The sequence below is a fragment of the Streptomyces sp. NBC_01390 genome, from assembly GCF_045040105.1.
Classification (GTDB): domain Bacteria; phylum Actinomycetota; class Actinomycetes; order Streptomycetales; family Streptomycetaceae; genus Streptomyces.
Window position 1 is genome coordinate 6,134,048 of the sequence record NZ_CP109551.1, and the last position, 13,673, is coordinate 6,147,720.

The 13,673-nt window shown below is 66.0% G+C and carries 16 protein-coding genes and 2 pseudogenes; 7 read left to right on the forward strand and 11 right to left on the reverse strand.

Annotated elements, in window-relative coordinates; all coding sequences use genetic code 11:
* Nucleotides 1-83 precede the first annotated feature (83 nt).
* The 5 genes from fabG (at nt 84) to OG241_RS27635 (ending at nt 4,604) form a co-directional block, all read left to right on the forward strand.
* A complete protein-coding gene (gene fabG / locus OG241_RS27615; protein WP_405826449.1) occupies nt 84-800 on the forward strand; it encodes a 3-oxoacyl-ACP reductase FabG in 717 nt (238 codons plus the stop codon).
* A 68-nt stretch (nt 801-868) separates the two neighbouring features.
* Entirely contained in the window at nt 869-1,966 is a 1,098-nt protein-coding gene (locus OG241_RS27620; RefSeq protein ID WP_405818880.1) for a Rieske 2Fe-2S domain-containing protein, read from the forward strand.
* A 9-nt stretch (nt 1,967-1,975) separates the two neighbouring features.
* Entirely contained in the window at nt 1,976-2,437 is a 462-nt protein-coding gene (locus tag OG241_RS27625) for a prevent-host-death family protein (RefSeq protein WP_405818882.1), read from the forward strand.
* A gap of 625 nt (nt 2,438-3,062) precedes the next feature.
* On the forward strand, nt 3,063-3,665 hold the full coding sequence (locus OG241_RS27630; protein WP_405818884.1) for an isochorismatase family protein: 603 nt from the start codon (nt 3,063-3,065) through the stop codon (nt 3,663-3,665).
* A 30-nt stretch (nt 3,666-3,695) separates the two neighbouring features.
* Entirely contained in the window at nt 3,696-4,604 is a 909-nt protein-coding gene (locus OG241_RS27635; protein WP_405818886.1) for a GlxA family transcriptional regulator, read from the forward strand.
* Between the two features lie 26 nt (nt 4,605-4,630).
* Here OG241_RS27635 and OG241_RS27640 read toward each other — a convergent pair whose 3' ends face one another.
* Both OG241_RS27640 and OG241_RS27645 read right to left on the reverse strand, forming a co-directional pair.
* The gene (locus OG241_RS27640; protein WP_405818887.1) at nt 4,631-4,993 is read right to left on the reverse strand and encodes an Lrp/AsnC family transcriptional regulator; all 363 of its coding nucleotides are present in this window, start codon (nt 4,991-4,993) and stop codon (nt 4,631-4,633) included.
* A complete protein-coding gene (locus OG241_RS27645) occupies nt 4,969-5,130 on the reverse strand; it encodes a hypothetical protein (protein WP_405818889.1) in 162 nt (53 codons plus the stop codon). Before OG241_RS27645 ends, OG241_RS27640 begins: the two co-directional genes overlap by 25 nt.
* A 478-nt stretch (nt 5,131-5,608) precedes the next feature.
* On the opposite strand from OG241_RS27645, the gene OG241_RS27650 reads away from it, so the two are divergent.
* Nucleotides 5,609-6,145 carry a hypothetical protein gene (locus tag OG241_RS27650; RefSeq protein WP_405818891.1) on the forward strand — a complete coding sequence of 179 codons (537 nt, stop codon included), beginning with the start codon at nt 5,609-5,611 and terminating at the stop codon, nt 6,143-6,145.
* 130 nt (nt 6,146-6,275) lie between these two features.
* Here OG241_RS27650 and OG241_RS27655 read toward each other — a convergent pair whose 3' ends face one another.
* On the reverse strand, nt 6,276-7,139 hold the full coding sequence (locus tag OG241_RS27655; RefSeq protein WP_405818892.1) for a hypothetical protein: 864 nt from the start codon (nt 7,137-7,139) through the stop codon (nt 6,276-6,278).
* Between the two features lie 256 nt (nt 7,140-7,395).
* Nucleotides 7,396-7,770 (reverse strand): annotated as a pseudogene (locus OG241_RS27660) (SDR family oxidoreductase); the annotation flags it as partial.
* Here OG241_RS27660 and OG241_RS27665 point away from each other — a divergent pair.
* Nucleotides 7,765-8,084, forward strand: a pseudogene (locus OG241_RS27665) (transposase); the annotation flags it as partial. The pseudogenes OG241_RS27660 and OG241_RS27665 sit on opposite strands and share 6 nt — an antisense overlap.
* Nucleotides 8,085-8,105: 21 nt before the next feature.
* Here OG241_RS27665 and OG241_RS27670 read toward each other — a convergent pair.
* The 7 genes from OG241_RS27670 to OG241_RS27700 form a co-directional block, all read right to left on the reverse strand.
* A complete protein-coding gene (locus tag OG241_RS27670) occupies nt 8,106-8,705 on the reverse strand; it encodes a YdcF family protein (protein ID WP_405818894.1) in 600 nt (199 codons plus the stop codon).
* 115 nt (nt 8,706-8,820) lie between these two features.
* Nucleotides 8,821-9,735, reverse strand: a complete 915-nt coding sequence (locus OG241_RS27675) for a TIGR04222 domain-containing membrane protein (RefSeq protein ID WP_405818896.1) — start codon at nt 9,733-9,735, stop codon at nt 8,821-8,823.
* Nucleotides 9,735-10,199: a hypothetical protein gene (locus tag OG241_RS27680; protein WP_405818898.1), complete on the reverse strand. Its 465-nt coding sequence runs from the start codon at nt 10,197-10,199 to the stop codon at nt 9,735-9,737. The genes OG241_RS27675 and OG241_RS27680 overlap by 1 nt, the downstream gene beginning before the upstream one ends.
* A gap of 490 nt (nt 10,200-10,689) precedes the next feature.
* Nucleotides 10,690-11,870 (reverse strand): IS3 family transposase gene (locus OG241_RS27685; protein ID WP_405812709.1). Its coding sequence is split into 2 segments (ribosomal slippage): nt 10,690-11,606 and nt 11,606-11,870, totalling 1,182 coding nucleotides; the frame shifts between segments, so codons are not numbered across the junction.
* Between the two features lie 100 nt (nt 11,871-11,970).
* Nucleotides 11,971-12,363, reverse strand: coding sequence for an Imm7 family immunity protein (locus OG241_RS27690; RefSeq protein WP_405818900.1), 393 nt, complete (start codon nt 12,361-12,363; stop codon nt 11,971-11,973).
* A 127-nt stretch (nt 12,364-12,490) separates the two neighbouring features.
* Complete coding sequence (locus OG241_RS27695; RefSeq protein ID WP_405818902.1) at nt 12,491-12,703, reverse strand: DUF397 domain-containing protein; 213 nt, start codon at nt 12,701-12,703, stop codon at nt 12,491-12,493.
* Nucleotides 12,700-13,512, reverse strand: coding sequence for a DUF5753 domain-containing protein (locus OG241_RS27700; protein WP_405818904.1), 813 nt, complete (start codon nt 13,510-13,512; stop codon nt 12,700-12,702). Before OG241_RS27700 ends, OG241_RS27695 begins: the two co-directional genes overlap by 4 nt.
* Nucleotides 13,513-13,673 lie beyond the last annotated feature (161 nt).

The window sequence follows — 13,673 nt, forward strand, 5'->3', positions numbered from 1 at the left end:
CCGACGGAAGCCATGAGTGACGGAGACGACGAGTGACAGGGGCGATGAGTGAGGAGGAGAGGAACATGGAGAGTGAAGCCATGATGGCGCGGGCGACGCCTCGTTCGGTCTTCGTCACCGGCGGAAACCGGGGGATCGGACTGGCGATAGCCCGCCGTTTCGCGACGGCGGGCGACCGGGTCGCGGTGACCTACCGCAGCGATCCACCGCCCGAGTCGGATGGATTCCTGTCCTTACGCTGCGATGTGACGGACAGTCAGCAGATCGACCTGGCGTTCACGGAGGCCGAGGCGGCCCACGGCCCGGTGACGGTCCTGGTCGCCAACGCGGGGACCTCGAACGACCGCCTGCTGGTGCGGATGACGGAGGCCGACTTCACCTCGGTCGTCGACACCAACCTCACCGGGGCCTTCCGCGTCACCCAGCGCGCGGTGCGCGGGATGCTCCGCGAAGGCCACGGCCGTATCGTCCTCATCTCCTCCACGGCGGCCCTGCACGGCTCCGCCGGCCAGACCAACTACGCTGCGTCGAAAGCCGGGTTGATCGGCTTCGCCCGCTCCCTCACCCGCGAACTGGGCCCACGGGACATCACCTGCAACGTGGTGGCCCCCGGCCTCACGGAAACAGACATGAGCAGCGCCCTCACCCCCGACCAGCGCCGCGACCTCCTCCGCCGAACCCCGGCGGGACGCCTCGGCCGACCCGAGGAGGTTGCGGACGCGGTGGTGTTCCTGACGGAGGCGGGGTATGTGCGCGGGGCGGTGATTCCGGTCGACGGGGGTGCGGGGCTGGGGCACTGAGGCGAGACGACCAGTGGTCCGCGGCCGGCCCTCTACAGCCCCAGGTGAAACGCCCCTACCATCAGCGCATGCGCTTATGGCGGAGTCATGACACGGTCACGTCCCCAGGTTCACTCCCCCGCGACCCACGTGCCGACGAGTACCCGATGCCGTTCGTCCCGTACGGCTGGTACGCCGTGCTCCGCAGCTCCGAACTGCGCCCCGGGAAGGTCGTCAGCCTCCACTACTTCGGACGGGCACTCATCGCCTTCCGGGGCACCGACGGGAAGGCGACCGTCCGGGACGCGCACTGTCCCCACTACGGCGCGCACCTCGGCGCCGGCGGCAAGGTCGTGGACGGCACGGTGGTGTGCCCGTTCCACGGCTGGCGGTTCGGTACGGACGGCAGGTGCGTGGAGGCGCCCTTCGCCACCCGCACCCCCAAGGTGTCCCTCGGCGGATTCCCGGTCCGTGAGCACAGCGGACTCGTCCTCGTCCACACCGGGCCGGGCGAACCCTCCTGGGAGATACCGGAAATCCCGGAAACCACGTCCAGGGACTACGCCACCCCGATCGACGACACCTGCCGGGCGCGCGTCCACGTCCAGGAGATGCGCGAGAACATCGTCGACGAGTCCCACTTCCACTTCATCCACGGTCAGCCCGAACCCCCGGTCCAGGACTGGAGCCAGGACGGCCCGTACGCCGAGGCCCGCGGCCGGATCGCCCGACGCGTGCTGCGCTGGGACATCAACAACACCTTCGACGCGTTCATGTACGGCCCGGGCGTCATGGTGGTCCGCGTCCACGGCCCCGTCCTGTCGGTGACAGCGGTCGCCCTCACCACCCCGGTCGACGACCGCACGAGCGAACTCCGGATGCTGTACTACGTCCGCAAACCGGCCCGTTTCCCGCTCCGGCTCCTGACTCCCCTCCTCAAGCTCGTCTTCCGCGCGGAAGCACTGGGCGAGGTACGCGAGGAGGTCGAGATCTGGGACCACAAGATCCACCAGGCCCGCCCGGTCCTCCTCCCGCACGAGAAGGGGATCAGGGCGCTTCGGCGGTGGTACATGCAGTTCTATCCGTCGGAGGTGACGATCCCGCGTGACGTTCCCGAGGCCACGTCAGCCGACCCTGCCGACAGCGCCGACCACCCCCACTTGACTTCGGAACGTATTCCGAATTAGTCTCCCTCTATGTCCACTCTGACCGTTTCGTTCTCTGACCTGTCGAAGAACTCCAAGCGGGTGGCCGAAACCGTCGAACGCGCCCAGCGTGTCCACGTAACGCGCCGCGACGGCGAGGACCTGTACCTCACCACCGAGCGCCATGACCGACAGCGCGAGGAGACCGCGGAGGTCACCGCCCGGCTGTTCGCAGCCCTGATCAGCAGCGACGAGGGTGCCCGCGCGATTCTCCTTGCGTTGCCCGAGGTCTTCCCGTGGACCCGGCACCTGTCGAGCGAGGAAGTGCGTGAGTTCGTCGTCGACCTCGTCAACGCGACCCACGACGCCGCAGAACTGGATGTGCACACCAACCTCCACCGAGCCATAGTCGAATGGCGCGCCACCGCCAGAATCCTCGCGGACCCGGACCTGACGGCGCAGCTGACCACCCCGCTCCCGGACGAGGACCACGGCGAGGTACCTGCCCCGTGAGCCCCAAACGCGGCGACGACGTCCCACCACCGCCGATCGGCAAACGAATGGCGCCTCCGATTCGCCACGAACGACGCGGCCAAAGGCTGGGGCGACCTGTGCACCGAAGCCCCGGGTAACACCCGGCGCTGTTACGAGGCGCTGCGCACCGACCCCGTCTCCACGAACGACCCCGACCGCCAGCACAGGCTCCGCGGACGCCTTGCCACCGCCACTCTTGGCGGCACGGAATATCCACAGTGGGAGTACGAGGTCACTGCCGACGGCCGCGTCCGCTATCTCGTCGACCTACCTCGCCGGACCGTGCACCTCGTCTACGCCTCCACCCGGCACCCCAAGGACACCGACAGTTGAACAACGCCGGGGTATCCCGCCGCGATCACGTCTCGTCCAGAACCATCGGACCTCTGTGCCCTCAGAACGACGTTCTCTCACCGCCCCCTCTTCCGTTCTTCCGTCTCTTCCGTTCTTCCGTGACGACGGCTGATCGAGCCCCCGCGGAGTCCACCTGACGCGGGAGGAAAGAGGGAGACCGGGACCGCAGATGGTGTGCTGACCGGATCGGTCCGCTTCGGGACCCGATGCGGCCTGTCACCGCACCCTGCGGATGGGTGATGGTTGGGGCATGACCCGAGCACTGATCGTCATCGATGTCCAGGAGTCCTTCCGCGCCAGGCCGCTGTGGGAGACGATCTCCGACCCGAAGATCGCCGACAAGGTGAACCGACTGGTACGGCTGGCCCGGCGCGCCGGGGACCTGGTGGTGTGGGTACTGCACACCGAGCCCGGGAGCGGCGGCGCTTTCGACCCGGCCCTCGGCGACGTCCGGCTGCTGGAGGAGCTGGAGGGCCGGGAGGACGGCGAGCCGTTGATCCACAAGACCTCGCACAACTCCTTCACCACCACCAACCTGCAACAACTCCTCACCGAGCACGGGGTCCGCGAACTCACCCTCTGCGGCATCCGCACCGAGCAGTGCGTCGAGACCACCGCCCGCGTGGCGAGCGACCTCGGCTACCAGGTCACCTTCGTCGTCGACGCGACCGCCACCAACCCGATCCCGCACCGCGACGCCCCCGCCGACCAGAGCGTCGCCGAACTGCTCGCCGACCCCCGCACCCTGCCCGCCGAAGAGATCATCCGGCGTACCGAGTACGCCCTCGCCGGCCGTTTCGCCACCATCGCGACGGTCGACGAGGTGGAGGCCGCGGCGGATCCGCGAGCATGACGACCGGTCTTCCGGCATGATGACCGAATCGTGAGCCACATCGTCTTCTTCCTGGTGCCCGGAGTCCATCTGCTGGACCTGGCCGGCCCCGCACAGGTCTTCTCCACCGCAGCCGACTTCGGGCACCCCTACACCCTCATCTACGTCGCCGAGCAGCCGCAGGTCCCCAGCGCCCAGGGACTGCCCCTGGTGGCCGAGACCGACTGGCCCGAGCTCGGGCCCGAGGACCTGATCGTCGTCCCCGGCTGGCGAACCGTCACCCTGGCAGACTCGCCCCCCGTCGCCGACGCCTCCCTGAAGGTCCTGCGGGACCACCACACCAGGGGCGGAACGGTGGCCAGCGTCTGCGCCGGCGCGGAGGCACTCGGCCGGGCCGGCCTACTCAAGGGCCGCCACTGCACCACCCACCACGACGTGCAGGACGAGCTGGCCCTGCGCCACCCGGGTGCGGTCGTCGTCCGCGACGTCCTGTACACCGTCGACGACCGGGTGATCACCTCCGCCGGTATCGCCAGCGGCATCGACCTGGCCCTCCACCTCGTCGCCGGCCGGCACGGGCCCGCCGTCGCTGCCCAGGTCGCCCGGGACATGGTCGTCTACGCCCGCCGCAACGGCCACGAGCCGCAGGCCAGCGCGATGTTCCGGCACCGGTCCCACCTCGACGACACCGTGCACCGCGCCCAGGACCTCATCGACACCCGCTTCGACCAGCCCCTGCCGCTGCCCCACCTGGCCTCGGCGGTCGGCGTCAGCGAACGCACCCTCACCCGGCTCTTCAGCCGCGCCACCGGTCTCACCCCGCTGCGCTACCAGCAGACCCTGCGCCTGGAACGCGCCGAGCACCTCATCAGCCACGGCGCCACGATCGACGCCGCCGCCCACTCGGTCGGCTTCGAGGACGCCCGCATGCTCCGCCGCCTGCGCAACCGGGCGGCCTGACGAGGAAGGCGCCGAGCGCCCCGCCCTCACGGGCCGGTCTTGATCTTCTTCATGGTGAGGTGGGATTCGAGGCGCAGGACGGCGGGCAGGCCGCTGAGCCTGCCGGTGAGGAAGGCTTCGTAGGCGGCGTGGTCGGCTACGTCGACGCGGATGAAGTAGTCGGGGCGGCCGTACATACGACGGAACTCGATGACCTCGTCGTAGGAGGCCACGGTGTCCTCGAACTCCTCGAAGCTCCTGCGGTCCTGGGCGTAGATCTCGACGTCGATGAGGACTTCCAGCCCGCGCCCCAGGGCTTCAGGGTCGATGACGGCCCGGAGGTCGGGCCCGGCCAAGTCCTCTGTCCCGCTTGCCGCGTCGTCGGTCAGGCGGGGATCCAGTCGGGCCACTGCGGCGGGATGTTGCTGGCGGGGCAGAGGCCGGAATCGCCCGGGTAGCCGTCCAGGGTGCCTACGGAAGCGAAGAACCACCATGCCAGCAGGACGGTGACGGCGACGACGGACAGCGTCGGCAGCCAGATGCGCACAGGCCTCGGAGTACGAAGCCCCACACGGCGTCCGATCGCCAACGCCGCAAGTCCAGCGAGTCCTCCGACCACCGCGGTCACGGGAAACAAGAGGTTGAGTTCGAGGCGGCCCCCGGCCTCATAACCCGCATCGCAGTACGCGCGCGCCCATACGGTCAGGGACCATGCGCCCCAGCCCACCATGCCCCCGAAGAACCCTGAGACAGCCCAGGGGAGCCCGGCGAAGCGCCTCGACTTGAAGATGCCCATGACATGGCACGACGTGGATCACGCCACTTGTGGTTCCTCGACGGACCGGACACGTTCGGAGCGGACTCAGGTTCGTCGCCGTTCGATTCCGTGCATCGCGGCAGGGATACGCTCGCGACCTTGACATGAATATGCCGCTGCATTCCGTGGGAGTCGTGCTCCTCAAGTCGGGCACGGGAATGGATCTGAAGATCGTGACGGTCGGGTGAGTACTACGAGGAGCACGCCGGTGCATGAGATCCACTCCGTGTTCGAGCCCTTGGCCGGGCGGAGGGTCCGGGACGTCCAAGTACCCGGCTTCGTCGACCGTGATGAGGAAGTTCCACGGTTCACGCCGCTGGCAGACAGCGTGTACCTGGCCCTTGACGAGGGATACCTCCGGCTCGACTCGGTCGGTAACCACGGACAGTTGGCAATGAGCCTGGTCGCAGGGACGGAACCCTCTCCGGCACTCCAGGGTGAGGACGCGGAGTTCACGCTCGCTTCCTGCGGCGATTCATTCCTCGCCGACTCCCACTCCGAGTATCGGATCACACGGATTCGCTATGCGCTCAACGACGAGTCCGTGCCTGGCAGCGGAACGGTGAGGTGCGCCGAGTTCGAGTTCGAGAAGCACTTCGTCGTCTTCGCCGACCCCATGTATCACTTCGGAATCCGGTTGGAGGGCGTGGGCGCCTACGATCGCTGGGTCACCGACAGCCGGGACGAGTCCGCCACGTTCGGGCCGACCCGAGAGGGCGTCTGGGTGCCGGCCACGATCACCTGAATCCAGAGATCCAGGCTCCCCCGAGTTCGGCCTTGGGACTGGTAGGCCCGTAGGCCCGCATGTTGAGATGCCGCGTACTCTCCGGCGGTTTCCAGCTTGGTCACCCTGAGCGGTCGGCGGTGCCTGCGGATCACTCTTCGCCGTCGTGGCCGGGCGCGTAGGGCGGGATCGTCCAGCGCATTGTTGTCCGGCCCGTCGTGGGGTCAGGCTGAAGAGTCACGGGATAGACGTGTCCGAAGCGGCGTTCGCCGCGGTGTCTCATCGAGTGGTCGCCGCTGTCCCAGTTGATTCCCAGAACGGGGCAGTCAGCGACCTCGATGGCGCCGATCCGAAGCGGGTGGGTCCAACTCGCGCGGTTGAAGCGGTGGAAGTCGGCGTGTTCCTCGACTGCCACCATGACGCCCCGGCCCTGTTCGTCGCGTTCCCAGTCCTTGAGCGCGTCGCCGAGTTTCTTGGCCTCATCGAGCGGGAGGTCGAGCCACCCTCGCACTTGACTGCCGTGTCGCAAGATCAGCTCTCCGCCGAACTGGCGATGGGCGGCCTCTGCGTAGGCTCCCCAGTAGACGACATCAGCAAGGCCGTCGGTCGTTGGGTGGCCGTCTCCAGTCCAGGAGTCCAGGGCCAGTGCATCACCGAGCACCATGCCGCAAGGGTCGACCGGTAGGTCGCCAAGGATGATTGGCTCGTCGGCTGCGGTGCCGACCCATGGCAGACCGAGATCAATTTCAAGGACCGCGATGGTTGGTCCTCCGTCGGAGGGCGACGTTGCCGTGCTGGCTCGCACCATCAAGGGCTGGTCACCCGCAGCGCGAACCGCGACCATCTCACAGATCCAGTCGTGGACATGTCCGCCGCCTATCGATGCCGCAGTACTTGCGCGCTCGGACAGCGGTCGACCCAGTTGCGGCCAATAGTCGATCCACGACGCCATCCCCAAAACGAAGACTCCCGACGGCGCCGTCACGACTCCCAGGTCAATGTCTCTTTCGGCCATGCGGTGATTGAACCTTCCCCCTGCTTTCAGGATCAAGGTCCGGCCGGGTCAGCGCCTGTGGCCACCCGAGGCATATCGGCTCCAGCTTCCGCCGGCTTCGGCGACCAGGCGGGTGGTTGTCCTGTCGTGACAGCCGAGTGCCTTCGCGATTACGGGGGCCGGGGGTTGGAGGGCGAGCCGGCGGACTGCGGAGGTCCTGCCGCGCTGAGGAGGGACGCCGATCTCACGCGGTCCACACCGGAAGAGCGGGGGGAGGTCAGCTCTGGGCGGTGGGCCGTACGACGATCTCGCTCACGTCGACCGCGGCAGGCTGTTCGATCGCGAAAGCGATGGCCCGGGCGATGGCGTCGGGCGGGATTGCGATGTGGTCCCGCATCCTCGTGATCTCTGCTCTGACCTGGCTGTTGGTTGACGCCTCGGCGAAATCGGTGGCGATCGGGCCGGGCGAGACGGTGGCCACCCGCAAGGAGTCCCCGGCTTCCTGGCGCAGTCCTTCGCAGATGGCCCGGACCGCGAACTTGGTGCCGGCGTAGACCGCCATGGTCGGCACGATGCGAAACGCGGCCGTGGAGGCGGTGGTGATGAAGTGCCCGGCGCTCTGTGCCCGGAAGACCGGCAGCGCGGCGCCGTGCCGCCGGTGCGTGGCAAGCGCGGGCGGCCACAGCGCCGCCCAGATGTCGTGCTCGGTGACTGCGGCTACGACCACGACAAATACCGTCGACTGGTCTGGGCTCTCGGTGTGAAGCCGCTGATCGCCCGCCGCGGCACCGAACATGGTTCCGGGCTCGGCACTCAACGCTGGGTCGTGGAGCGTGCTTTGCCCACCTGCACTGGTTCCGCCGCCTGCGGATCCGCTGGGAGATCCGCGACGACATCCACCAAGCGTTCCTCACCCTCGGATGCGCACTCATCTGCTGGCGTCGGCTCAAGAACCACCGTTTGTGACGCCGATGCGACAGCAGCTGTTTACAGCGAAATCTTCCGCTCGTCGGCCTTGAGGCCGCGGAGTGTCCAAAGTCCGTACAGAGCCAGCAGGGGTTTAGCGACCATCCACTCGCCAGGTCGGTAGTCATCCGCGCGCACGAGCTTCTCAGCCAGATCAGGGCGCTGTCGCCGCAAGTACGCGCGGGCTTTGAGCGCGTGAGCCGGCTGGGAGGCGATCTTGATGCGATCGACGTCCTCAAGCAATGGGATCACGTTCGTGATGTTCTCCCATGTCGTCGCACTTTGGTCTTCGAGGAGCACGGTGCCGTCGAACTCCAATACCGACTTCGCGTAGTTGGCCATCAGTTGGGCTTCCGCAGCGCTGCTGTTGGTCTCACCGCCACTGAAGATCACGCGAGTGCCTCCCGCGTTGTCAGCGGCAACGGAGCGAACTCCAGCACGGACTCGCCAGCGGTTGATGAAGTTCGCCGTCGGTTGGGGGTTCCGGTAGCCCAACACGACCACAACTTCGGATGCGCCCCCGCTGCCCCCTACCAGGGCTCGAGACCAGCGCCAGTTCAACCACTCGCCCCAGGCCAGGGCCGCAGTCCCAGCTATCGCCAGTCTTGTCCTTCGTCGCATGCGGTGACCCTATGGCACTGCGACATCGGGCAGCGAAGGCACCAGCCGCGCTCAGACGACGCATTCTGTTAGAAGTTCTTGGTGGAGATCACCGGTCACCGCGAGTTCGACCTTCCTACCCGCTCCAGCGCCGCAGGTACTCTTCCCTGCGTGCCCGATGCGCCAATTCCCCCCAGTGCGCTCGCCATTCAGCGAATCGCTCCACGAGATCCTCGCTGAAGCGCGCGAGAGCCCGATCTCCGAACAGGGCAACGGCAAATGCCACTTCGTCCGGTTCGTAGCGCTGCGACTCGTCCCGGACCGCCGGGTCGAGGTGCGCGAACTGCGCCCGGGCCTGTTTGACCACTTGTTCCCCTCGATCGCTCAAGCGGGGCAGCCGAAGCGCGGTCGGCCGCTCCGTGTGGGCGTTGATGAACATCAACAGCGACAGGACGATCAGAACGCCGGCCGCCAGAACCGGACCCTTGCCGAGATAGGGACCGTTGTGGAACAGATGGGCCACAGGCCATGCGAGCGCGAGTCCCAGCACACCCGCAGTCTTCGCCCACACGGGAACCGTCGGGCGAAAGGGGACGTGCAAGGTCTCACCCTCGCGCAGAACGCCTTCCGAGACCAGGCGCTGCACAACAGGACGGATGACCACGTCCGGGTGCAGATCGGCGAGGTCGCGGGACTGGTCCCAGATGGCCTTCTCCACATCTTCCTCGGGAGGCGCCTTCTCCCATTGGCACAGCAGAGTCGCCCTGTCCCGGTAGTTGCGGCCCGGTCTCACGCTTCCTTTGGCTGCCAGCCCGGCGACCACCGCCTCATAGGCGTGCCAGGGGCCGTCGGCGATGAGAACGGCAAGGGCCGCGGGCCCCATCCTCACGATGGTGTCCTGGGCGAGGTCAGCAGGCTCCGGCACTGTGGCCAGATGGCGGTCCCAGGCCGCCGAGACCGCCTTCTGATATGCCCGTCCGTCGAGCCACCAGGCGAGGCTCATGAGCCCGACGAATCCCAGCACGCAACCGATCAACACGACGATCTCCATCAAGAGACCCCCTTGCCCCCACCGGCGGTCGGCGGCGGGCCCGCGAAGGGTTCGTTCATCCAGTCCTGGAAAGGCACGGAGTCGCTCGGAATGACCCTGGGGTTCGCCCTGTCGCCGGTAATCACGGCTTCCATCGTCTCGGTGAAGTCGACGAGCTTGTCCGCGTCGTACCCGGTGACCAAGTTGATGGATGCGGCTGTGGTGCTCACCCAGGACCTGTAGTCGCCAAGGAACTCCCGGAACAGCACGATGCGATCGTCATCGGTCAGATACCTCTGAGGATCGAGATCGCTGCAGCCGTTACCCTGGTTTCCCGCTTCCTCGATCCAGAAGGTCTGCCAGTCCCGCAGCCACCCGACCTCCCGGTAGACCGGACTGGCCTCCACGTACATCGCGGCGAGCGCCATGAAGGTGTCCTGCTGCGAGTCGTGGGCATACGCCGCGTTGGCGTGGAAGACGAACATCGAGTAACTCATAGGCCCTCCATGGGAGTTACTATCCCACGGGCCCCGCCCGGATTGCAGACGCACGACACCCTGTCAGCTTTCGGTCAGCTCTCGACAACGGCCTCCAGGCTGCGGCCGAGGAGTAATGGTCATTGAGGAAAGGGTTGTGGTCTAACTCTTTTGGGCGCTTTGTGCCGCGGGCGATGGGGCGGGTCATCAACGTGATGGAGGCCAGGCGATCAGGGTTTCGGAGTGCCGGACGAGCCGTTCGTAGTCGCGGGCATGTTGGTGGGCCTGCGTGTCGACGAAGGATTCGAAAGGTCCCGGGGAGAGAGGACCGCGCACCACCCCGGGCCGGCCCAACCGGTCAACCAACATGTCTATTAGGCGTATTCGTCCCGCAGCAACCGCCGTTACCTGTGCCTACGTTTCCACGGCACCATCACGGTGGCCGCGATCCGGCTCTGAGGGGTCTCGCGGTTTCCGGACAGGCTTCTGACCGTCTATTTCATGCGGCGATTCGCAACTTCTCGTACTCGGCGTGGACTTCGCGCGGAGGGCGGTAACCCACCGCCGAGTGGAGGCGCTTGCGATTGTACCAGAATTCGATGTAGCGAGTGATGTCCTGCCGGGCGGCCTCGCGGGTCAGGTAAGTCACCCTTGATACGCGCTCATTCTTCAGGGCGCCGAAAAATGATTCGGCCATGGCGTTGTCGAAACAGATTCCGGTGCGGCCAGATGATCTGCGGAGCCCGAACCGGTCGAGCGTCCTCCCGAACTCGGATGACATGTAGTTGCTGCCCCGGTCGGAGTGAAATATCGCGCCGGCCGAGAGCTTCCTGTTCCGTGCCGCGTTGCGGATCGCCCTGGATATCAACGGAGTTTGGTAGTGGTCGTCCATTGCGTAGCCGATCACTTCCTTCGTGCAACAGTCGATGACTGTCGCGAGGTACAGCCAGCCTTCCCCGGTCGCGATATAGGTAATGTCGCCGACGAGCTTTTCACCAGGCGCAGCCGCGGTGAAGTCGCGGCCGACGAGGTCTGGCACCAAGCCAGCCGCAGTCTGAGTGAGGTTGAACCTCTTCGGGCGTGGCTGGCAAGGCACCAGGTCCAGTTCACGCATGAGGCGGCGGACCAGCTCCACGCCCGCGGCGACGCCCCAGCGGTCCAGCTGGGCCTGGACGCGCCGGTGCCCGTAGGTGCTGTCGGACATGTCGAAGACCTTCTCGATGAGCAGTTTCAATTCTTCGCGCCGCTGGACTGTCGCGGATTCCGGGCGGGATCTCCAGTCGTAGTAGCCGGATCTGGATACGCCGAGCCGACCGCACATGAACTCGACGCTGTATGCGTACTCCTCGGTGTCGAGCCGCATCTCGTCGATGAACTCGTACTTGCCTGCTACCGGGGATCCTTCGCGAAGTACGCTGCGGCTTTTTTCAGGAAAGAATTTTCCATCTCCAGCTCACGGTTACGTCGTTCGAGTTCCCTCAGGCGTGCCCGCTCGTTCACCGTCAGTTCCGCGTCGGGAGCCGGTTCCTGCTGCTTCTGATGCTTCTTCACCCAGCCGCGTAGCGTCTCCGAGTTCAGCTCAAGCTCCCGGGCGACTTCGGAGATCGTCTTGCTCGACCTCAACGCGATCTGGACGGCTTCCTCACGGAACTCCGGCGAGTACTTACTGGGTGGCGCCACTTCTTCCTCGTTTCCTTGTCCAGGACAACCCTATTGGGTGCCTGTCCGGAAACTTCGGGGCCCCTCACTCTGGCTCCGAGGATGATCCGCCGACGTCACCTCACCCCGTGACGGGATCTTCCACCGTAGGGATGTACGGCGACAACAACGCCTCCGTGTGCTGCGTGACCATGCCTCGGACGAGCCTCAGCACGCGTACCTCGTTCTCGTGATCCGGTTCCTCGTCATCGCGCACGTGGAGGAGCCCGTAGGAACCGGGGGCGACCACGGCCACGTGCTCGAACAGTTCAACCACGTTGGGCGAGGAGCGGTGATTGGAAAACCCGCCGAGGTGGATGAACGGCTCACCGTTCATCCACCTGAGATCAAGCAAGTACGGGCTGTCCATCTGGGCGATGCGAAGGCTGAGCTCTTCGACGATCTGGCACAGCCGGGGCTCGTCGTCATCGGCTGCGGTCTCCCTAACGGTGATCCACCCGTGGTACTCAAACATCCCCCGATCGTAGTGAGATGACCCCGCTTCACCGTTCCGATCGCAGCATGATCCGCCGGACGCGCCCAAGTCCCAAGTCTCCGGAAAGTGCCACCGACCATGTGGCCGGGGGCACTTTCCACTGCGGTCAGTACTTGACGTGGTCCACAAAAGCAGCCCAGGCCGCTGCGGAAGCAACCAGGATCGGCCCGTGGGGGTTCTTGCTGTCGCGGACGGGGACAACTTCAGGGAGGTCCCTGGAAACCTCGACGCAGACACCGCCGCCGTTGCTGTACGAGGACTTGAACCAGTCAACGCCTTCCAGGTCGGAGGCTATGAAAGTGGCAGGTTGAGTGTTCATTCAGTGATCTCTCGCGATAGCTGGTGCAGGAACTTGGGGGTCTCCCGAGGGGGAAGGGCATTTGATGCCATGGCCTCGAACATCCTTGAGAACCGGTCCACTTCGCGGGGCTTGTCTGTGACTGCGACGGTGAACCATGCAGTGTCACTTACGACCGTAGTCGGCAGGCCATCGCCAAGCATCATGATGCTGACGTCATGGAGCGCCACGTACCCACGTTCCCCCTGAGGAAGGACTTGGATGGTGACGTTCTCCAAGTCGGCCATCTTGCAGAGTTCGTCGTACTGCTCACGCATCAGGTCAGCGTCCCCGAGGGGGTAGCGCAGAGCAGGTTCGTTGAGGATCGCCCACAGCTTTACGGGGTCACCGTCGCGCGTCAACGCTTCCTTCCTCCTCATCCGCAACCGCATGCTCTGCCGCCGGAACTCCGTCGTGGTCTCGTCGACGGTCTTGTGCAGATCGTGCACTGCCAACGCGTACGCCTCGCTCTGGAGCAGGCCAGGGATGACAACGGGGTGGAAAGCACGGATTTCCTGCGCCGCCGCCTCAATCCCAAGGAAGCGGGGCATGCCGGACAGCATGTTCGTGCTTCCGTCCGCCCACCATTCCCGGCTTGACGCCTCCCTCTGGAGAGCGACCAGACGGTCCATCTGATCGTCGTCGGTGATGCCGTAACGCTCCAGCAACTCCCGCAGGTGGCCTGCCTGCCGAAAGGATTTCCAGCCGGTCTCAACGCGCTGAAGGGTGCTCTCGTCGACGCTCAGGCCGTCGACGGCTTGAGCGATGGTGAACCCGGCCTCCTTACGCAACTGCCTTAGTTCATGGCCAAGTCCGATCCGCCTGGCAGTTGGCTGAGGTTTTGCGGCCATGTGCTCCCCGATCCCGCGCACGTGCGCGCATTGCCTGCGATGTGTTCAGCCTGGCATTGGTTGCGCACCTTGCGGAAGCCATGCGCACGCGTTGGCATGTG